This is a genomic window from Streptomyces californicus (assembly GCF_000717645.1).
GTDB classification, from domain to species: Bacteria; Actinomycetota; Actinomycetes; order Streptomycetales; family Streptomycetaceae; genus Streptomyces; species Streptomyces californicus.
The window spans coordinates 61,244-81,479 of record NZ_JNZZ01000001.1 but is presented as its reverse complement, the minus strand read 5'-3'; the positions used below and the strand labels follow the sequence as shown (position 1 = coordinate 81,479).

18 protein-coding genes are annotated in these 20,236 nt (G+C 73.1%); 5 read left to right on the top strand and 13 right to left on the bottom strand.

What is annotated here, in order from left to right; translation table 11 throughout:
- Positions 1-11: 11 nt before the first annotated feature.
- The 4 genes from IF19_RS0100345 (at position 12) to IF19_RS0100330 (ending at position 4,693) form a co-directional block, all read left to right on the top strand.
- Positions 12-854: a nitrilase-related carbon-nitrogen hydrolase gene (locus IF19_RS0100345; RefSeq protein ID WP_030112542.1), complete on the top strand. Its 843-nt coding sequence runs from the start codon at positions 12-14 to the stop codon at positions 852-854.
- The gene (locus IF19_RS0100340) at positions 851-2,134 is read left to right on the top strand and encodes an aspartate aminotransferase family protein (protein WP_030112541.1); all 1,284 of its coding nucleotides are present in this window, start codon (positions 851-853) and stop codon (positions 2,132-2,134) included. Before IF19_RS0100345 ends, IF19_RS0100340 begins: the two co-directional genes overlap by 4 nt.
- Before the next feature lie 100 nt (positions 2,135-2,234).
- Positions 2,235-3,635 (top strand): dihydropyrimidinase, encoded by a 1,401-nt coding sequence (hydA, locus tag IF19_RS0100335; protein WP_030112540.1) that lies wholly within the window; start codon positions 2,235-2,237, stop codon positions 3,633-3,635.
- A 44-nt stretch (positions 3,636-3,679) separates the two neighbouring features.
- Positions 3,680-4,693 carry a TIGR03842 family LLM class F420-dependent oxidoreductase gene (locus IF19_RS0100330; protein WP_030121805.1) on the top strand — a complete coding sequence of 338 codons (1,014 nt, stop codon included), beginning with the start codon at positions 3,680-3,682 and terminating at the stop codon, positions 4,691-4,693.
- A 43-nt stretch (positions 4,694-4,736) separates the two neighbouring features.
- Here IF19_RS0100330 and IF19_RS0100325 read toward each other — a convergent pair whose 3' ends face one another.
- From IF19_RS0100325 to IF19_RS0100270, 12 genes are all read right to left on the bottom strand, one after another.
- Positions 4,737-5,954 (bottom strand): class I SAM-dependent methyltransferase, encoded by a 1,218-nt coding sequence (locus IF19_RS0100325; protein ID WP_030112537.1) that lies wholly within the window; start codon positions 5,952-5,954, stop codon positions 4,737-4,739.
- Positions 5,951-7,030: an NAD-dependent epimerase/dehydratase family protein gene (locus IF19_RS0100320; RefSeq protein WP_050493893.1), complete on the bottom strand. Its 1,080-nt coding sequence runs from the start codon at positions 7,028-7,030 to the stop codon at positions 5,951-5,953. Before IF19_RS0100320 ends, IF19_RS0100325 begins: the two co-directional genes overlap by 4 nt.
- Positions 7,027-7,659 carry a dTDP-4-dehydrorhamnose 3,5-epimerase family protein gene (locus IF19_RS0100315; protein ID WP_234310422.1) on the bottom strand — a complete coding sequence of 211 codons (633 nt, stop codon included), beginning with the start codon at positions 7,657-7,659 and terminating at the stop codon, positions 7,027-7,029. Before IF19_RS0100315 ends, IF19_RS0100320 begins: the two co-directional genes overlap by 4 nt.
- Positions 7,656-8,453 (bottom strand): class I SAM-dependent methyltransferase, encoded by a 798-nt coding sequence (locus IF19_RS0100310; RefSeq protein ID WP_078580849.1) that lies wholly within the window; start codon positions 8,451-8,453, stop codon positions 7,656-7,658. Before IF19_RS0100310 ends, IF19_RS0100315 begins: the two co-directional genes overlap by 4 nt.
- Positions 8,450-9,805, bottom strand: coding sequence for a DegT/DnrJ/EryC1/StrS family aminotransferase (locus IF19_RS1000000138020; RefSeq protein WP_030277402.1), 1,356 nt, complete (start codon positions 9,803-9,805; stop codon positions 8,450-8,452). The genes IF19_RS0100310 and IF19_RS1000000138020 overlap by 4 nt, the downstream gene beginning before the upstream one ends.
- Positions 9,802-10,911: a Gfo/Idh/MocA family protein gene (locus IF19_RS0100300; protein WP_234310423.1), complete on the bottom strand. Its 1,110-nt coding sequence runs from the start codon at positions 10,909-10,911 to the stop codon at positions 9,802-9,804. The genes IF19_RS1000000138020 and IF19_RS0100300 overlap by 4 nt, the downstream gene beginning before the upstream one ends.
- Positions 10,908-12,329 carry an NDP-hexose 2,3-dehydratase family protein gene (locus tag IF19_RS0100295; protein WP_078580851.1) on the bottom strand — a complete coding sequence of 474 codons (1,422 nt, stop codon included), beginning with the start codon at positions 12,327-12,329 and terminating at the stop codon, positions 10,908-10,910. The genes IF19_RS0100300 and IF19_RS0100295 overlap by 4 nt, the downstream gene beginning before the upstream one ends.
- Complete coding sequence (locus tag IF19_RS0100290) at positions 12,326-13,594, bottom strand: nucleotide disphospho-sugar-binding domain-containing protein (protein ID WP_030277406.1); 1,269 nt, start codon at positions 13,592-13,594, stop codon at positions 12,326-12,328. The genes IF19_RS0100295 and IF19_RS0100290 overlap by 4 nt, the downstream gene beginning before the upstream one ends.
- A 153-nt stretch (positions 13,595-13,747) precedes the next feature.
- A complete protein-coding gene (rfbH, locus tag IF19_RS0100285) occupies positions 13,748-15,052 on the bottom strand; it encodes a lipopolysaccharide biosynthesis protein RfbH (protein WP_030277408.1) in 1,305 nt (434 codons plus the stop codon).
- Between the two features lie 17 nt (positions 15,053-15,069).
- Positions 15,070-16,008, bottom strand: a complete 939-nt coding sequence (locus tag IF19_RS0100280; RefSeq protein ID WP_063755092.1) for a sugar nucleotidyltransferase — start codon at positions 16,006-16,008, stop codon at positions 15,070-15,072.
- Positions 15,957-17,018: a dTDP-glucose 4,6-dehydratase gene (gene rfbB, locus IF19_RS0100275; RefSeq protein WP_078580853.1), complete on the bottom strand. Its 1,062-nt coding sequence runs from the start codon at positions 17,016-17,018 to the stop codon at positions 15,957-15,959. The genes IF19_RS0100280 and rfbB overlap by 52 nt, the downstream gene beginning before the upstream one ends.
- Positions 17,019-17,021: 3 nt before the next feature.
- Positions 17,022-18,026, bottom strand: a complete 1,005-nt coding sequence (locus tag IF19_RS0100270) for a class I SAM-dependent methyltransferase (RefSeq protein ID WP_030112523.1) — start codon at positions 18,024-18,026, stop codon at positions 17,022-17,024.
- Positions 18,027-18,184: 158 nt separating this feature from the next.
- Between IF19_RS0100270 and IF19_RS0100265 the strand changes: the two genes are divergently transcribed.
- Positions 18,185-18,625 carry a hypothetical protein gene (locus IF19_RS0100265; RefSeq protein ID WP_030277412.1) on the top strand — a complete coding sequence of 147 codons (441 nt, stop codon included), beginning with the start codon at positions 18,185-18,187 and terminating at the stop codon, positions 18,623-18,625.
- A gap of 179 nt (positions 18,626-18,804) precedes the next feature.
- Here the strand turns inward: IF19_RS0100265 and IF19_RS0100260 are convergent, their stop codons facing one another.
- Positions 18,805-20,184, bottom strand: coding sequence for a helix-turn-helix domain-containing protein (locus IF19_RS0100260; RefSeq protein WP_158706249.1), 1,380 nt, complete (start codon positions 20,182-20,184; stop codon positions 18,805-18,807).
- Positions 20,185-20,236 lie beyond the last annotated feature (52 nt).

The following is a 20,236-nucleotide window of genomic DNA, read 5'->3' as shown; positions in this document are numbered from 1 at the left end:
AGGAGCAGCCCATGTCCCACGTCGTACGCGCCGCCCTCGTCCAGGCCACCTGGACCGGCGACACCGAGTCCATGATCGCCAAGCACGAGGAACACGCGCGCGAGGCCGCCCGGCAGGGGGCGAGGATCATCGGCTTCCAGGAGGTGTTCAACGCCCCCTACTTCTGCCAGGTGCAGGAACCCGAGCACTACCGCTGGGCGGAACCCGTCCCGGACGGGCCGACCGTCCGGCGCATGCGGGACCTGGCCCGCGAGACCGGCATGGTGATCGTCGTCCCGGTCTTCGAGATCGAGCGGTCCGGGTTCTACTACAACACCGCCGCCGTGATCGACGCCGACGGCTCCTACCTCGGCAAGTACCGCAAGCACCACATCCCCCAGGTCAAGGGGTTCTGGGAGAAGTACTACTTCAAGCCCGGAAACGCCGGCTGGCCGGTCTTCGACACCGCCGTCGGCAAGGTCGGCGTCTACATCTGCTACGACCGGCACTTCCCCGAGGGCTGGCGGCAACTCGGACTCGGCGGAGCCCAGTTGGTGTACAACCCCTCCGCCACCTCACGCGGACTCTCCAGCCACCTCTGGCAGTTGGAGCAGCCCGCGTCGGCCGTCGCCAACGAGTACTTCGTCGCCGCGATCAACCGCGTCGGCCGTGAGGAGTACGGCGACAACGACTTCTACGGCACCAGCTACTTCGTCGACCCGCGCGGCCAGTTCGTCGGGGAGGTCGCCAGCGACAAGGAGGAGGAACTCCTCGTCCGGGACCTCGACTTCGACCTGATCGAGGAAGTTCGCACCCAGTGGGCCTTCTACCGCGACCGGCGGCCAGACGCCTACGACGGGCTGGTGCAGCCGTGAGCGGACTGTACGAGCGCCACCGCGCCGTCAGCCCCGAGTGGCTGGCCCTCTACTACCGCCACCCCGTCGAACTCACCCACGGCGAGGGCCGGTACGTCTGGGACGCGGACGGCAACCGCTACCTCGACTTCTTCGGCGGCATCCTCACCACCATGACCGCCCACGCCCTGCCCGAGGTCACCAAGGCCGTCGCCGAACAGGCCGGGCGGATCATCCACTCCTCCACGCTCTACCTCAACCGCCCCATGGTGGAGCTGGCCGAACGGATCGCCGCCCTCTCCGGCATCCCCGACGCCCGGGTCTTCTTCACCACCTCCGGAACCGAGGCCAACGACACGGCCCTGCTGCTCGCCACCGCGTACCGCGGGTCCAACCAGATCCTCGCGATGCGCAACAGCTACCACGGCCGCTCCTTCTCCACGGTCTCCATCACCGGCAACCAGGCGTGGTCGCCCACGAGTCTGTCCCCGCTCCAGACCCTGTACGTTCACGGCGGCGTCCGATCCCGCGGCCCTTACGCCGAGTTGAGCGACGAGCGGTTCATCGAGGCGTGCGTGGCGGACCTGGAGGACCTCCTCGGACACACCCGCGTCCCGGCCGCCCTGATCGCCGAACCGGTGCAGGGGGTCGGCGGGTTCACCTCTCCGCCCGACGGGCTGTTCGCCGCGTTCCGGCAGGTCCTGGACCGGCACGGGGTGCTGTGGATCTCTGACGAGGTGCAGACCGGCTGGGGCCGTACCGGCGACCACTTCTGGGGCTGGCAGGCACACGCGGAGCACGGCCCGCCGGACATCCTCACCTTCGCCAAGGGCATCGGCAACGGCATGTCGGTCGGGGGAGTGGTGGCCCGCGCCGAGGTGATGAACTGCCTCGACGCCAACTCCATCTCCACCTTCGGCGGTTCACCCGTCACCATGGCCGCGTCGCTCGCCAACCTCTCGTACCTCCTGGAACACGACCTCCAGGGCAACGCGCGACGCGTCGGCGGGCTCCTCATCGAACGGCTGCGCTCCGTCGCCGCCGCGTCCCCCGCCGTACGCGAGGTGCGCGGCCGGGGACTGATGATCGGCATCGAACTGGTGCGGCCCGGCACCGACGAGGCCGCCCCCGAGGCCGCGGCGGCCGTCCTCGAAGCGGCCCGCGCGGGCGGGCTGCTCATCGGCAAGGGCGGCGGCCACCACACCAGCGTCCTCAGGATCGCCCCACCGCTGACCCTGACCGTCGCCGAGGCGGAGGAGGGCGCGGCGATCCTCGCGGACGCCCTGCACGCGGCGGCCTGAGACCCGCCCCCACCGGTCGTCACGCACACGAACCGCGCGGGCCGCCCCCGCGCCGCGCCCACCGGGCCGGCGGGGGCGGGCCCGCAGCTGAGGAGACCCCATGAGCCGCACCGTCATCCACGGTGGCCTGGTCATCACCGCGTCCGACGAGATCCACGCCGACGTGCTCGTCGAGGGCGGCCGGATCGCCGCGCTCGCCGCCCACGGCACCGACGCCGCCGAGAGCTGGAGCGCCGACCGGCGGATCGACGCGACCGGCAGGTACGTCATCCCGGGCGGCGTCGACGCGCACACCCACATGGAGATGCCGTTCGGCGGGACGTACGCCGCCGACACCTTCGAGACCGGCACCCGGGCCGCCGCCTGGGGCGGCACCACCACCATCGTCGACTTCGCGATCCAGAGCGTGGGCCGCTCCCTGCGCGAAGGGCTGGACGCCTGGTACGCCAAGGCCGACGGCAACTGCGCCGTCGACTACGCCTTCCACATGATCCTCGCGGACGTGAACCCCTCCTCGCTCAAGGAGATGGACCACCTCGTCTCCGAGGGCATCACCTCCTTCAAGCTGTTCATGGCCTACCCCGGCGTCTTCTACAGCGACGACGGCCGGATCCTGCGCGCCATGCAACGGGCCGCCGGCAACGGCGGGTTGATCATGATGCACGCCGAGAACGGCATCGCCATCGACGTCCTCGTCGAGCAGGCGCTCGCCGAAGGACGCACCGACCCCCGCTACCACGGGGACGTCCGCAAGGTCGCCCTGGAGGCCGAGGCCACCCACCGCGCCGTCCAGCTCGCCCGCGTCGCGGGAGCGCCCCTCTACGTCGTCCACGTCTCCGCCGACGAGGCCGTCGAGGAGATCGCCGCCGCCCGCCACCGGGGCCTGCCGGTCTTCGGCGAGACCTGCCCGCAGTACCTGTTCCTCTCCACCGACAACCTCGCCGAGCCCGGCTTCGAAGGCGCCAAGTACGTCTGCTCCACCCCGCTGCGCCCCAGGGAGCACCAGGAGGCCCTGTGGCGGGGCCTGCGGAACAACGAACTCCAGGTCGTCTCCACCGACCACTGCCCCTTCTGCTTCTCGGGCCAGAAGGAGATGGGCCGCGGCGACTTCTCCAAGATCCCCAACGGCATGCCGGGCGTCGAGCACCGGATGGACCTGCTCCACCAGGCGGTCGTGGACGGCCACATCACCCGACGCCGCTGGATCGAGATCGCCTGCGCCTCGCCGGCCCGGATGTTCGGCCTCTACCCGCGCAAGGGCACCATCGCGCCCGGCGCGGACGCCGACGTCGTCGTCTACGACCCGAACGCCACCCAGGTGCTGTCGGCCGAGACCCACCACATGAACGTCGACTACTCCGCCTACGAGGGCAGGACGGTCACGGGCCGGGTCGAGACGGTCATGTCCCGGGGAGAGGTCGTCGTCGACCGGGGCACGTACACCGGCCGAGCCGGCCACGGCACGTTCGTGCCCCGCTCCACCTGCCAGTACCTGGGCTGAAGCCCGGACACCACCCGTACCGATACGAACTTGGAGGTCCTGGCGTGGACTTCGGACTCGTCCTGCAGACCGACCCGCCCGCGTCCCAGGTCGTGGGCCTGATGCGCCGGGCGGAACGCAATGGCTTCCGCTACGGCTGGACCTTCGACTCCGCCGTGCTGTGGCAGGAGCCGTTCGTCATCTACAGCCAGATCCTCGAACACACCACCAAGCTCCACGTCGGCCCGATGGTGACCAATCCGGGGACCCGTACCTGGGAGGTGACGGCCTCCACCTTCGCCACGCTCAACGACATGTACGGCAACCGCACGGTGTGCGGGATCGGCCGCGGCGACTCGGCGATGCGGGTCGCCGGCCGCGCTCCCAACACCCTGGCCCGACTCGGCGAGGCCATCGAGGTGATCCGCGACCTCGCGGAGGGGCGGGAGGCCCGGGTGGACGGCAACCCGGTCCGCATCCCGTGGATCAGGGACGGGAAGCTGCCCGTGTGGATGGCGGCCTACGGGCCCAAGGCGCTCGCGCTCGCCGGGCGCAAGGCCGACGGCTTCATCCTCCAGCTCGCCGACCCCTTCCTCACCGAGTGGATGGTCAAGGCGGTCCGCCGGGCCGCCGCCGACGCCGGCCGCGACCCCGACGCCCTCACGATCTGCGTGGCCGCCCCCGCGTACGTCACGGCCGACGCCTCCCCCGACGCCCTCGCGCACGCCCGGGACCAGTGCCGCTGGTTCGGCGGCATGGTCGGCAACCACGTCGCCGACCTGGTCGCCAAGTACGGCGAGCACTCCGGCATGGTCCCGGAGGAGCTGACCGCGTACATCAAGGACCGGCAGGGCTACGACTACGGTCATCACGGCCGCGCCGGCAACCCCGACACCGCCTTCGTCCCCGACGAGATCATCGACCGCTTCTGCCTCGTCGGCCCCGCCGAGGCCCACATCGAGAAGCTCCGACACCTGCGCGACCTCGGCGTCGATCAGTTCGCCGTCTACAACATGCACGACCACCGCGAGGGCACCATCGACGCGTACGGCTCCACCGTCATCCCCGCCCTCCGCTGACCGGGCCGTCCGGGCCGCCGCCCCCGGCGGCCCGGGGCGTGTGTCAGGCCAGGTGGACGTCGGGGACGTAGAGGATCCACCGGCCGCCCGCGGCCTTGAACTCCTGTTCCTTCGCCATGATCTCCTCCGCGTGGTTCCACGCGAAGAGCACCGCGTAGTCGGGGTAGGGGGAGGAGAAGTGCTCCGGGGGGAGGATCGGGATGTGGGAGCCCGGGGTGACGCGGTGCTGCTTGTCGGGCGTGGAGTCGCACACCGCGGAGATCAGGTCGGGACCGATGCCGCAGTAGTTGGTGACCGTGGCGCTCTTGCAGGTCGCGCCGTAGCCGACCACGCGCTTGCCCTCGTCCTTCAACCGCGTCAGCAGTGCGCGCAGTTCCGTGCAGTGGGACTCGACCTTCGCGCCGAACGAGGCGTAGGTGGCCTGCTCGGAGAGCTTCCGGTCGTGCTCGTGGGCGAGCCACCGGGCGACCGCGGGCAGCACGGTGCGCTCGCCCGCGCGGGCCGTGGTGTAGCGCATGGTGCCGCCGTGGACGGAGAGGTGCTCGACGTCGATCAGGTCGAATCCGTACTGCCGCGCCATGGCCTGCACGGAGCGGACCGAGAACAGGTAGAAGTGCTCGTCGTAGACCTGGTCGAAGTAGGTGTGCGTGACGATGTCGCCCAGGTAGCGGTCCTCGAAGACGAAGACGCCGCCCTCGGCGAGCAGGGCCCGCGCCCCCGCGAACACCGAGTCGATGTAGGCGATGTGACTGATGGTGTTGGCGGAGAAGACGAGCTGCGCGGGGCCCTCGGCCTCCCGGATCCGCCGCGCGGCCGCCTCCTCGAAGAAGCCGATGTGGACCCGGCTGCCGGTCGCGCCGGCAGCCAGGGCGGCGTGCTCGGCGGGGTCGACGCCGAGATGGCGCACACCGGCCGCGCGGACGGAGTTGAGCATGATGCCGTCGTTGCAGCCGATCTCCACGTAGAAGGGATCCGGACCGTCCAGCTCCGTCGCCAGGTAGTGCGCCGCGGTCTCCTCGAAGTGCCTGCGCATGAGCGAGGAACCGGACGAGCGGTAGGGGTAGTCGGCGGGGAACATCTTCTCCCGGTCGACCTCTTCGAGCTGCTGCACCATCGTGCAGTCGGTGCAGAAGCCGACGGCCAGCCGGTAGAAGTGCTCCGTCCCGATGTCGGCGGGGGCGGGGAACACGTCCGAGACCGGCTGGCGCCCGAAATCGAAGAACTCGACCACGGGGCCACCGCAAACACGGCACGAAGTCATCTCACGCAGCTTTCTGTCGGGGAGGGCGGCTCGGGGAGTGGGCGCGGGTGCTGCTGTGCGGAGAGGTGGTGCGACCGGTACCACGCGGCCGTGGCCCGCAGGCCCTCCTGGAGGGTCCGCGGCCGGAAGTCGATCACCTCGTGCAGCCGGGACAGGTCGAGTGTGCGGTTCGGCCGCCCACCGGAGGCGGCGCGGTTGAACGTGATCAGTTCCGGGCGGCCCAGCGCGGCGCAGACCAGCCGCGCGAGGCGGACCGGGGAGACCGTCTCGGCGGCGGCCATGTTCAGCACGGTGTGGGTGTTCCGCTCGACCATCCGCAGGGTGGCGTCGACCAGATCGGTCACGTACAGGTAGGTGCGGGTCTGGGAGCCGTCGCCCCAGATCTCGATGGGCTCGCCCGCCGCGGCCCGTGCGAACATTCGCGGGACCACCCGGTCGGTACCCGCCCGGAAGTCGTCGCGCGGCCCGTAGACGCTGGTGAGCCGGGGCCGGAAGATCCGCATTCCGTGCTCGTGGGCGTACGCCTCGGCCAGCATCTCCGCGTAGTTCTTCGCGAGGTAGTAGCCGTCCGGCGCGTACGGGAGCGCCGTGCGGAAGTCGTCCTCCTCCCGGGTGGGGTGCTCGGTGGCCGAGAGATAGACCTCGGCGGAGCTGAGCAGGACCGTGTCGCGGACGCCGTACCTGCGGGCGAGGTCCAGGATGTGCGACACCGCGCGGACGCCCGTGTCGAGGAAGGTGGCCGGACGCTCGCGCCGCGAGAGGAGGTTCCCGGTGAGCGAGGCGCAGTGCACCACGGCGTCCACGCCGTCCGGCGCCCCGGCGAACACCCGTTCCAGGGCCGCCTCGTCGAGGAGGTCGGCACGGACGGGCCGCAGCCGGGGCGTGCGGGGGAGCTGTCCGAGTACGGCCCGGTCGTCGCCCCGGTGCAGCGCGATCACCCTGGCTCCCCGGGCCAGCAGCCCCTCGGCGAAGTGCGAGCCGACGAAGCCGGCGGCCCCGGTGACCAGGACGGTCCGGCCCTGCCACGGGCCCCGGGCCGCTGGCTGCCGGGGCGCGCCTGCCGGTGGGGCGGTCACCCGGAAGCCCCCGACCGCTGGGGCAGGGGCGCCGCCGGGTGCCGCGAGCCCCGCCAGTACGGCAGCAGACCGGCGGCCTCGGCCTCCCGCACCCCGGGGGCGGCCCGGTCCTTCGCCGACAGCAGCAGCTCCAGGTCCGCGGGCGCCCCGGCCGTCCACGCGATGGCGAGGTCCGGGTCGAGCGGGTCGATGTCGATCTGGGTACCGGGCACGTGCGGGGTGGACAGCAGATAGCTGACGCAGGCGTCGTCGGTGAGGGCCAGGAACCCGTGCACCACGCCCTCGGGGACGTACACCGCGCGCCCCGACTCCGCGTCCAGCGCGGTCGTCTCGTACGTGCCGAACTCGGGGGAGCCCAGCCGCAGATCGACCACCACGTCGCGCACCGACCCGCGCACGCAGGTGACCAGCTTCGCCTGGCCCGGCGGGACCCTCACGCCGTGCAGACCGCGCAGAGTGCCCCGGCGGGAGACCGAGTAGTTGACCTGCCGGGGCGCGAACGGCCGGCCCGTCACGGCCGTGAGGGCGTCGGTGCGCACTCCCTCGTAGAACACGCCCCGCTCGTCGGTGAGGTGGTGCGGTTCGAGTACGACGACGCCGGGGACGCGTCCCCGGGTCACCCGGGTCACGTCCGCACCCCGACGTAGAGCCCCCGTCCGTTGGGCGGACCGGGCAGGTACGTGGTGTCGAGCCCGGCGGCGGTGAACGCGGCCGTGTACTCCTCGTGGGTGAACAGGGAGTACGTCTCCAGCTCGGTGAAGGCACGCAGCCCGGCCCGGTCGGCGACCGTGTACCGCACGGTCATCAGCGAGCGCCGGCCCTCCCGCACCGACCGGGAGACCCGGCTGACGACGAGGCCGTCGGACTCCGCGACACTGCCCGTGACGAACCCGTCGAGGAACTGCTCGGGAAACCACCAGGGTTCGGCGACCACCACGCCGCCCGGTGCCAGAGCGCGGGCCAACGACCGTGCGGCGGCCGCCAGTTCCACCGTGGACGCCATGTACCCCATGGAGAAGCACATGCACAGCACGGCGTCGTACTCCGTGCCGAGGTCGAAGTCGCGCATGTCGCCCCGGTGGACCGTGCTGCCGGGGAGTCGGGCGGCGGCGATCTCCCGCATGGTGCCGGACAGCTCCAGCCCCTCGGCGACGGGGAAGTGCTCGCGCAGCCGCCGCAGATGGGCGCCGGTGCCGCACGCCACGTCCAGCACCGAACGCGCGCCGGGGCGCCGCTCGAACACCAGGCGGGCGACGGCGTCGGCTTCGGCGTCCCAGTCACGGCCCCGGGCGGCGTGGATGTGGTCGTAGATCTCGGCGTGCCGGGCGCTGTACGCGGTCCCGGCGCCCTCGTCCGCGTGCTGGGCGTCCGGGGCGGGGACGTGGTCCGGGGTGTGCTCCGTACGGGGCGGAGAGGTGGTCATGCGGGGACGCCTTCCTTCGGGAGCCCGGTCGGCCGGGCAGGGGTACGGGCCTCGACGGACGCGCGGAACTCCGCCGCGACGGTGGCCACGTCCGCGTCGGAGAGCCCTTGGTGCAGCGGCAGCAGCAGGGTCGCCTCCGCCGCCGACTCCGTGTGCGGCAGCGGCGGTCCGTGGTGGCCGTAGGCAGGGACGCGGTGGAGCGGCGGGTAGCGGAACGTGGTGTAGACGCCGCGTCCGAGCAGTTCCGACGCGACGGCGTCGCGGATCCGCGGATCCAGGCGCACCCAGTAGAAGTAGTGCGAGGTGGTGTGGTCCGGTGGGAGCGGCGGCGGCAGCCGCACCCCGTCGAGGGGGGACAGCAGCCGGTCGTAGGCGGCGGCCACCTCTCCGCGCCGGTCCACGATCGCCTCCAGCCGGCGCAGCTGCACACTGCCGATCGCCGCCGTGAGGTCGTTGCCGATCACCCGCCGGCCGAAATCGCGGACATCGAGGTCCCACCAGCGGGACGGCACCCGCGCGCCCGTGGCGCCGGGCTGAGGCGCCGGGGCTCCGGGGGCGGTGCGCGGGCTCGTGGGCCCCGTGCCCGTGCCGTCCGGGCCGCCGCCGTTGGCGTCGGCCTCCGCACCCCGGTCGCCGGCTGCGGCGTCCGGGGCTTCGCCGGCGGCGTCGGGGCCGCCGCCCGCGGCGTTCCGCGCCGCACTCAGGCCGCTCGACTGGGCCAGGCCGTGGTAGGCGAGCCGCCGGGCCCGCTCCGCGACCACCGGGTCGGCCGCGTACAGCATGCCGCCGTCCCCCGTGGACAGCACCTTCATCGCGTCGAAGCTCCACACGGAGAGCGAGCCGAACGTGCCGCACGCGCGCGGGCCCACGCGGGAGGCGACCGCGCAGGCGGTGTCCTCGACCAACGGCACACCGCGGCTCTCGCAGAGCTCCGCGATGCGGGCGATGTCGCCGGGGCCGCCGCCGTAGTGCAGGACGAGCACGGCCCGGGTCCGGTCGGTCAGCGCCCGCGCGATCTGCTCGGCGGACGGATTGAGGGTGTCCGGGTCCACGTCGCAGAAGACCGGGCGCGCGCCGGTCGACGCCACGGCGCTGGCCGCCGAGACGAAGCTGATGCTGGGCATCACCACCTCGTCGCCGGGCCCCAGTCCGAGCAGCTCCGTCGTGAGGTAGAGCCCCGCCGTGGCGGAGGCGAGGAAGACGACCCGGTCGGCGGGCACCCCCAGGTGCGCCGCGAACTCCGCCTCGAACGCGGCGGTGCGCGGACCGTGACCGAGCCAGTTGTCGGCGAACACCTCGGCCACCGCGCTCAGTTCGGCCTCGCCCAGGCTGGGCTGGAAAACGTTGATCACTCTGGACTCCCGGCGGACACGGGTACGGATACGGATGCGGCGGGCAGGGGAGCGGGGGCGGCGGCGTGCCCGTACGAGGGCCGTGCGGCCCTTCGGCGGATGTCTTCGAGGAGCGCCGCCTCCTCCAGCAGGACCCGGTCGGGGGCGGGGGCGCCGCCCTCCGCGCGCACGGCGGCGGTGAAGGCCGCGAGCGTGTGCGCCACCTGGTCGTGCGCGGGGAGCTCCAGCACCCGCCCCCGCGGGCCCGTGGAGCCGTCCGCGCGGTACAGCCTCAGCCGCGGACGGTGGTCGGCGGGCGGGGTGAACGCCCGGTCGACGACGATGCTCCCCTCGCTGCCGTGCAGCTCGTACCGGCAGCGGTAGGGGTGCTCCAGCCCGAACGCCAGCCGGGCGGTGACCCCCGCCGGATTGCGCAGCAGCGCCCAGCCGCCCGTCTCCACCTCCCGGCCCGGCCGCTCCGTCAGCTCGGCGTCGACCACGGACAGCGGCCCCGGCACCAGGTGCAGGGCCGCCCGCACCGGATACAGCCCCACGTCGAACAGGGCGCCGCCGCCCAGTTCCCGCCGGTGGCGGATGTCCTCCTCGGGCAGCGCCGGGATCTCGAACGCGGCGTTGAGCAGGCGCGGTTCACCGATCGCGCCGTCGGCGACCAGGCCCCGGACCACCTCGTGCTGCGGATGGTGGACGAACATGACGTTCTCCGCCAGCACCAGGCCCCGTGCCGCGGCCAGTTCGACCAGCGCCGCCGTGCTCCGCCCGTCCGTGGTCAGCGGCTTCTCGCAGAGCACGTGCTTGCCGGACCGCAGCGCCGCCTCGGCCCACCGGCCGTGCAGGGCCGCGGGCAGCGGTACGTACACCGCGTCCACGTCGGTACGGGCCAGCAGCGCCGCGTAGCCGGACGCGCCGTACTCCGCGGCGCAGCCGTACTCCCGGGCCCACGCCTCGGCCGTCTCCCGGCTGCGAGATGCCAGGGCGGTGATCCTCGTGCCGGGATCGGCCCGCAGCGCGGGCAGCAGGCGACGCCGGGCCACGTCGGCGCACCCCAGCACCCCGAACCGCACCGGTTCCCGCTCCGACTCCTTCGCTTCTGCGGAGAGATGGATCAACTTGATTCCTCCTCCAGGGAGTTGAGGCACGCGAGCAAGGTGCGTGCCTGGACGTTCAGGCAGTGGCCGTGCTGCACCAGCGTGGTGAGCTGGCCCGGGGTGACCCACCGGAAGCCGGCCGGAGGGCGCGCGGGCGCCTCCTCCCCGGTCGCCTCGACGATCAGGCAGCGGGTCCGGGCCGCCAGGAACCGGCCGCCCTCCTCGCTGTGCTCCGTGTCGTACCGGATCCGCTCCGGCGCCGCGCCGAGCACCAGGTCGAGGAAGGCGGGCGGCGGACGGTGCGCCCGGGGGGTGCACTGCACGGTCGGACCGAATTCGAGGGCGGTGCCGTGCCCGCCCTCCGGCCGCTCCCGCACCAGGACGTGCGCCACCCCGTCGAAACGGCGCAGCACGAACGCGGTGACGCCGGTCCCGACCGGGGCGAACAGCGGCTGGCTCCACCGACCGACCTCGCGGTTGCCCGCCCGTACGGCCACGGCGGCGACCTGGAAGTGGCCGCCCCCACTGTGCTCGATCCGGTCGGCCGACCGGTGCCAGCCCGCCACGGCGGCCAGCGGCATCCGGCGGGAGCGCAGGCGGTGCGCCGCGCGTCGCCCGGTGATCCAGGAGAGGACCTCCGCGTCCCGGTGCAGGGCGCCCGCGTGCGGATCGGCGAACGGCAGGCAGGACAGCACGGTGCGGGTGTCCATGTTCACCAGGTGGTCGCGGCGCAGGAGCCGGTGGATCTGCCCCAGCGTCAGCCACCGGAAGTCCTCGTGCGGCTCCACGTCCTCGTGGATCTCCACCACCATGTTCCGGTTGGCCTTGCGGAGGAACCACGAGCCGTGCTCGGACTGGAGCGCGTCGGTGACCACCCGGCCCCGGCCCGGATCGGTGAAGTACTCCACGTACCGCACCCGGCCGCCCCGGTGGACCCGGGTGTAGTTGCTGTGGGTGGCCTGAACGGTGGGGGAGAGCTGGAGCAGGTGGACGTTCCCCGGCTCCATCTTGGCCTGGAGCAGGAAGTGGGCCACTCCGTCGATCTCCCGGCACAGCAGGCCCAGGATGCCCACCTCCGGCTGGACGATGACCGGCTGCTGCCATCCCGGCGCGGCTCCGCCGGGCGACACGTCGAGACCCTCGACGGTGAAGAACCGGCCGCTGCGGTGCACCAGGTTGCCGGTGCCCTCCTCGAACCCCCAGCCCTCCAGCGCGTCGAACGGGATCCGCGTCACCTCGAAGGGATGCGCCCGCGCCCGCTCGGCCAGCCAGCCCGCCACGTCCTCCGTGGCGATCGCGGCCCCCTCGGGGGCCGCCGCCGATCGCGCCAGCCGCTCGGCGACCGACACGTCGTGACGCGGGCGCAGGACGACCGGCGCGTCGAACCCCCGTGCCGCCCCGGCCCGGACCCGCGTGTCCGCCCACACCGCCGCGCTCATCGGCGGTGCCGCAGGGTGAGTTCGGCCAGGACCGGCACCAACTCCGCCGGGCCTGGCACGCCTTGCGTCTCCTTGGCCAGCATCAGCGCCCCGTCCCGGAAGGCGTCCTCGGTGAGCAGCCTGCGCAGCCGCGCGGAGAAGGCGTCCAGAGTGAACTGATCCGTCTCCAGGGCCAGTCCGGCTCCCCGCTCCTCGACGTAGCGGGCCGTCTCGCTCTCCGACCAGAACGGCACGGGAGTGACGAGCTGCGGCACCCGGTGCGCGACCGCCGCGGCGAAGCTGCCCGCGCCCCCGTGGTGGATCACCGCCGAACAGGTCGGCAGGAGCTGGTTGAGCGGCAGGTAGTCGACCAGCCGCACCCCCTCGGGCGCCTCCGCGCCCGGCGGCAGCCCCGGATGGCCGGTCGCCACCACCTCCGCACCCAGCCCGGTGATGGCCGCGACGACCTCCGCGAAGGTCACGCCCGCCTCCTCGAACAGCTGCCTCCCCCGCCCGCCGACACCGAGCGTCAGGGCGACCCGGGGCCGACGGGGCGGCTCGTCCAGCCAGGCGGGCACCGGGGAGCCCCCGTTGTACGGGACCCAGCGCATCGGCACGTAGACCGGCGCGGCCGGAAGCCGCATGGCCTCCGGTGACGGGTCCACGGTCCACTGGCCGAGCAGCAGCTCCTCGCGGTAGTCGAGCCCGTACGCCTCCAGCATCGGGCGCATCAGCGACCGCACCGGGTCCCGGCGCGGCCGGGGAGCGGTGGCCCCCGGCGCCGGGGCCGCGGCGGCCGCTTCGAGCTGCTTGGCCCGCAGCCAGGCGATGTTGTCCTGGCCCCACAGGAAACGCGCGTGGGCCGCGCCCGTCACCTCGGCGGCGACGGCGGCCGGGACGCACAGCGGGTCCCACAGCACGAGGTCGGGCCGCCAGCGCCGGGCCAGAGCGACCAGGTCGTCCACGACGGGGCGGTACTGGGCGAGCATGGCGGTGTAGTGCAGCCACTGGGCCTGCAGGCGGCCCGGCCCCGCGGCCGGGTCGAGCGCCATCGAACCGGTGAGCTTCGGCAGCTTGGCCGGGTCCGGGTTCGCCGCGACGATCTCCCCGAGGTGCTCGCGGGTGCCGATGGCCACGGCGCTCAGCCCGGCATCGGTCGCCAGGTTCAGCGCGTCCGGGTGCAGGGCGACGCGCACCTCGTGGCCGGCGTTCTGCAGCGCCCAGGCGAGCGGAACGACGGCGTGCAGGTGGGAGGTGTGGGGAAAGACGCAGAACAGAACGCGCACGAGGCGATCCCATCGTCAGGAAGTGGGCTCGTAGGAAGACGGTCGGCTTCCGGGGAGGCGGACTTGTCGGGAGGCCCGTCCCTCCCCGGTGGCGGGGAGCCGGAGAGCCGGGGGCGGGGAGCCGGCGGGCCGGGGGCGGGTGGCGGCGACCGGTCAGCCGCGGGCCGCGACGAACTCCTTGATGGAGGTGACGACGTAGTCGATCATCTCGTCGGTGAGCCCCGGGTAGACGCCGGTCCAGATGGTCCGCCCGGTGACGATGTCGCTGTTGGTCAGCGTCCCGGACACCCGGTGCTCCACCCCCTGGTAGGCGGGGTGCGCCGTGAGGTTGCCGGCGAACAGCCGGCGGGTGCCGATCCTGCGCTCCTCCAGGAACGCCACCAGCTCCGCCGTCGTGAACGGCGCCTCGGGCCCGATCGTCATGACGAAGCCGAACCAGCTCGGATCGCTGCCCTCGGTGGCCCGGGGCAGCAGCAGGTGCGGCAGCCCGTCCAGCCCCTCGCGCAGCCGCCGCCAGTTGTGCCGACGCGCCGCGCAGAACTCGTCGAGCCGGTTCAACTGGCTGCGGCCCAGCGCCGCTTGGATGTCCGTGGCCTTCAGGTTGTACCCCACGTGCGAGAAGATGTACTTGTGGTCGTAGCCCTCCGGCAGCGTGCCCATCTGGTACGAGAAGCGCTTGAGGCACCGGTTGCTCTCGCCCGGCTCGCACCAGCAGTCGCGCCCCCAGTCGCGCAGCGACTCCACCACCCGGGCCAGCGCCATGTTCGAGGTCAGGACGCAGCCGCCCTCGCCCATCGTCAGGTGGTGCGCCGGATAGAAGCTGACGGTCGACAGGTCGCCGAACGTGCCGGTGAGCCGGCCGCGGTAGGTGGAGCCCACCGCGTCGCAGTTGTCCTCGACGAGGAACAGGCCGTGAGCCTCGGCGAGTTCGGCGATCTCGGCCGCCTGGAAGGGGTTGCCCAGCGCGTGCGCCATGGAGATGGCCCGGGTACGCGGTCCGATCGCGCGGGCCACGTGCTCGGCGGTGGCGTTGTAGGTGCCGAGTTCGATGTCGACGAAGACCGGCACCAGACCGTTCTGGATGATCGGGTTGACCGTGGTGGGGAACCCGGCCGCGACGGTGATCACCTCGTCGCCCGGCCGCAGCCTGCGCTCGCCCAGCACGGGCGAGGTGAGGGCGGTGAGCGCCAGGAGGTTCGCCGAGGAGCCCGAGTTGGTCAGGTGCGCCTTGCGCAGCCCGAGCCGGCGGGCGAACGCCGACTCGAACTTCCGGCAGTCGGAGCCCGCCGCGATCCGCATCGTGAGCGCCGCCTCCACGAGCGCCACCCGGTCGTTCGCGTCGAGCACGGCGCCCGAGGGCCAGATCTCGGTGACCCCCGGCTCGAAGCGCCCGCCGGATTCCTGCTCCCGGTGGTAGGCGCGCACCTCCGCGAGGAGGCGGTCCTTGCGGTGGCTCATGGTCGTCTCCTTGCGGTTCACGGCTGCGGCTCGGCCAGCAGGCTGTGCCGGTGCCCGGCGGGGCCCGCCCGGCCCGAGGGGCCCGCCGGCCGGGCGGGTGCGGCGACGGGGTGGGGCCCGGGAGCGGGCCGCTCCGGGGGGCGGGGCGCGGGCCCCTCCGGGGGCACCCGGTCGATGAGGCCGGCCCGCAGGGCCGACTCCGCGGGGCTCCCGACGGGAGCGGCCCGCAACTGCTGCTGCATCCGGATGTACTGGGCGGCGTCCAGGAGGCTGTCGGGGGTCCCGGTGTCGAACCAGGTCGTGTCGTCGCCCAGTTCCACCAGGGTGGCCCGCCCCTCCCGCACGTAGCTCCGGTTCAGGTCGGTGATCTCCAGCTCGCCCCGGTGCGAAGGGGTGAGGCCGGCCGCCTTGTCCAGGGCGTCGTTGTCGTAGAAGTACAGGCCGGTGACCGCGAGGCTGGAGCGGGGCCGCTCGGGTTTCTCCACGAGATGGGTGATCCGGCCCCGGGCGTCCACCGTGGCCACGCCGTACCGCTCCGGGTTCGCCACCTTGCGGCTGAACAGGGTGCACCCCTGGTGCCGGAGCAGGGCGTCGCGCAGCCGCGTGGGCAGCTTCGGGCCGTGGAACAGGTTGTCCCCCAGCGCCAGGCACATCGGGCCGTCGTCGACGAAGGAGCGGGCCAGCAGCAGGGCGTGGGCCAGACCGCGGGGGAGGTCCTGGACCGCGTACTCCAGGCGGATGCCGTACTGGCTGCCGTCGCCGAGCAGCCGCTCGTAGCTGTCGCGGTGCTCCGGGGCGGCGATCACCAGGATCTCGCGCAGCCCCAGTTCGATGAGCAGCGACAGCGGATAGTAGATCATCGGCTTGTCGTAGACCGGCAGGAGCTGTTTCGAGGAGACCAGGGTCAGTGGACGGAGCCGGGTTGCCGAACCTCCAGCGAGGATGATGCCGCGCACGGGGTGTCCCTCCTCTCGTCAGCGTTCGCGTACCGGGCGTCGTACTCCGCACGGGTGGCCCACCAGTCCGGATGGCTCCGGTACCAGTCGACGGTGGCGCGCAGGCCCTCGGCGAACGCGGTCCGGGGCCGGTAGCCGAGCGCCCGCAGTCTGCTGTCGTCCAGGGAGTAGCGCCGGTCGTGGCCCAGCCGGTCGGCGACGTGGCGCACCGCGCTCCAGTCGGCGCCGCACGCGGCCAGCAGTTCGCGGGTGAGGCTGCGGTTGCTCAGCTCGGTGCCGCCGCCGATGTGGTAGACGTTCCCGGGCTCACCCCGTTCCAGCGCCAGTTGGATGCCCCGGCAGTGGTCGTCGACGTGCAGCCAGTCGCGTATGTGGCGGCCGTCGCCGTAGAGCGGAACGGTGCGCCCGGCCAGCAGCCGGGTGGTGAACCGGGGGATCAGCTTCTCCGGGTGCTGGTGGGGGCCGTAGTTGTTGCTGCACCGGGTGATCCGTACGTCGAGGCCGTGGGTGCGGAAGTAGGAGAGGGCCAGCAGGTCCGCCGACGCCTTCGAGGCCGCGTACGGGGAGTTGGGCAGCAGGGGGGAGCTCTCGGTCCAGGAGCCGGTGGGGATCGAGCCGTAGACCTCGTCGGTGGACACCTGGAGGAAGCGGTCGGCCCGCTGCCGCAGGGCCGTCTCCAGCAGCACGTGGGTGCCGGTCACGTTGGTGTGCACGAAGGACCCGGCGTCGTCGATGGACCGGTCGACGTGCGTCTCCGCCGCGAAGTTGACCACGACGGAGCCCGGGACGAGCAGTTCCCTCACGAGCGGGGCGTCGGCGATGTCGCCGGAGACCAGGCGGAAGCCCGGACGGCCCGCCACCGCCGCGAGGTTGGCGGGATTGCCCGCGTAGGTGAGTTTGTCGAGCACCGTCACGTCGGCTCCCGCGAACGCGGGGTAGTCCCCGCTCAGCAGGGCGCGCACGTAGGTGCTCCCGATGAATCCGGCTCCGCCGGTCACGAGGATGTGCACGGCTCAGTCCCGGGTCGCGACGGCGACGGTCGTGCCCAGCGCGGGCAGCGGGACGGTGCGCCGGAGCGTGAAGCCCGCCTCGGCGAGTTCGGCGGCCAGCGCCCGGCGGTCCGGGTGGTAGGCGGCGCCGAGCGCGAGCCAGTCCACGGCCGAGGCCGCGAGCGCGGAGCCGGCGGGCGGTTCCTCGTACAGGAAGTCGTGGACGAGGAGGAGGCCGCCGCCGGGCAGGAGGCGGCCGGCGCCGGTCAGCAGCCGTACGCGCTCCCGCCGGTCGAGCAGGTGCAGGACGTGCGAGAGGAGCGCCGCGTCGTGGGCGGGGCCGGACGCCTCGCCGGCCTCGGGCCCGGCGAGCGGATCGCGGTGCAGGTCCCAGGGCACCAGTCGTACGCGGTCGCCGAGTTCGGCTTCCTTCACGGCGCGGGCCGCGTGCTCCAGCATCGGCGCCCGGTCGTAGACCGTGGCGGTCAGCCCGCGGAACATGCGGCACAGCGTGAGCGAGTAGCCCCCGCTGCCGCCGGCGATGTCGGCGAGGCTGGTGCGGTCGCGCAGCTCGGGGAGGCGGGCCAGATGCGGGGCGCTGGCCCGGGCGCCCGTGAGCATCGCGTCGGCGAGGGCGGGCAGTTCGGCGTCCGGTATCTCGGTGGGCAGCCGTCGGCCGCGCAGGGCGGCGGTCACACCGTCCGCGTTGAGGTGGTCCTGGGCGGCCCAGCGTTCGATCCGCAGGAGGGCGCGGGCATTGCTGCCGGGCGGGCCCGTGAGCAGTTCCCGGTAGACCTCGGAGAGCTGCCATCCGGCGGCGCCGGTGTCGTCGAGGACACCGTGCCACCGCAGTACGCGCAGCAGTGCGTGCAGGGGCTCCGGCCGCAGGTCGAAGGAGTCGGCGAGCTGCCCGGCTGGGACGGGGCCGCCCGCCACGGCCTCCAGCAGGCCGATGCCCTCTGCGGCCTCGACGGCGGCGAGGACCTTGCGCGCGGAACGCAGAGGGGAAAGAGGATCCGGGTCGGCCACGACGCCCTCGCTCTCAGTAAGAGGTCATTTGACAATAGTCAAGAGATCTCTGGGGAGTCTGACTTACGAGTCGAATCTTGGCAATCTCTATACCCAAACCTGTGACTATAGTAACGTCCCGTCGTGACTCGACCCAGCCTCAACCCAAGGAGTCCGCAATGAACCCCATCGCGCAGCTTTCCTCCCGCTTCATCCCCGCGGTATCGGTGTTCGTGCTCACGGCGGGGACCGTGGCCGGGACGGCGGGGGCCGCCTGGGCGCAACCGGGCGACGCCCAGCGGTCCGGCGCTCTCTGTACGGAGCGGGCGGGCGACTGTACGAGAGCCGCGGTCGACCGGGGCCGGCAGTCGGCGACGCGGCAGGGCGCCGTGGTGGAGACGGACTGGCCGTGGCGCGCGGGCGCGGGCGCGGACGAGAACACCGACTGGCCGTGGCGCGCGAGCGCGGGCACGGACGACAGCACCGACTGGCCGTGGCGCGCGAGAACGGACGCGAGAGAGGCCGCGGACTGGCCGTGGGCGGCGGGGAAGGCGTCCGCCGCGAGCACGGACCGGCCGTGGCGGACGGCGACGGCCGGGAACACGGACTGGCCCTGGTAGGCCGGGGCGAGGGGAGACGGGTACGGCTGAGGGGCGAAGCGAGAACGCTTCGCCCCTCAGCCGTACCCGGCGGGCCCGCCTTCCGCCCCGGTGGAACAGGGCGGTCTCCGCCCCGCCGGGACGGGCGCCTCCCGCCCCGGCGGGGCGCCCTCGGCGCGAGCGGATCCGGCGGGGTTCCCTCAGTGCGAGCGGATCTCGTCCATCCGGCGCCACATCTGCACGGCGAGCTGGTAGGCCCCGTTCTCCTCGCAGATCGCGGCGGCCCCCCGGAGGGCCTCCGCCGCCTCCTCGGGCCGGTTCAGCGCCCTCAGCTCCTCGGCCTTGGCGAGGCAGACCCGGGCCAGCTGGAGTCCGGAGAGCGGCGAGTCCTCGCCGGTCAGGCCGACGTAGAGCTTCAGGGCGCTCTCGTGCCGGCCGAGCGCGCTCTCGTGCCGCGCGCGCAGGGCGGCCAGCGCGGCCGTCTCCGCCGGGACGTTCATCAGCGACGTCGTCTGCTCGGCGCCGAGCAGCCATTCGTGCGCGTCGTCCAGATGCCCGGTGTTCAGCAGGATGCTCGTGGTCGAACGGCAGAACCGCAGCCAGTCCCGCAGGGTCAGGGTGGCCGGCGTCAGGTGCTGGCGCGCCCGGACGATGAACGTATGCGCGTCCTCGGCGCTGCCGAGCTGGTCGTAGGCCATGGCGGCCACCCACTGGGAGCGGCCGAGTATGCCCGGGGCGTCGACGGACTCCGCCAGCTCCAGCATCTCGGAGACCAGCGACGGCACCGGGCCCGTGTCGCTCAGCTCGCACAGGACGGAGACCAGCGTCCCCAGGAGGCGTACGTGCTCCGATGTGCCGTGCAGGCGGGCGGGCCTGAGCAGGGCCAGCGCGCTCTCCAGGGGCGTCCTGGCGCGCGAGAGGTATCCCGTGTCGCGCAGGGCGCTGCCCAGCTCGGTGAGGACCGCGACCCGCACCGCGTCGGAGGGCTGGTCGGAGGCGGTGGCGGCCAGTTCCTCCAGGAGGGCGAGCCGCTGATCGTGGTCGCCGTGGGTCTGGAGTGCCCGCTGCAGTTGGAGGCCGACCTCGATGCTCCTCATCGGGTCGCCCTCGGCGAGAACCTGGGCGTAGAGGTCGCGCAGCAGCTCGATCGAGCGTGCGTAGTCGTTGCTCTGCATGGCGTTGACGGCGAGGATCTGGCTGGGCGGCGTCGGCGTCCGCACGGCCGTGGGGGACGGGCTCGCGGGGGGCGGCGGGGTCCGCGGTCGCGACGCCGTCTGGGGGGCGGCCGCCGCTCCCGCGGGGGCGGCAGCGGCCTGCCCGGGGGCGGCCCCGCTGTGCGCCGACACGGGCTCGGCGGCGAGCGAGCCCGCGATGCCCTGCCCGACGAGCTCGTCCACCGGCATCATCAGCTGTTCGGCCAGGTGGATGATGACGTCCAGGGTGGGTGCGCGCTTTCCGGATTCCAGCAGCGAGATGTAGCTGGAGGTCACAACATCCCCGGCCAGCTGCTGCTGCGAAAGCCCCAGTTCGCGGCGCCGTGCCCTGACGCGCTCCCCGAAGTCCGGGTGCTGATTCCTCACCGTGCTGCTCCTCTCGCCTGGCGGTGGTCCCGTGGAGGAGGCGCTGATCCAG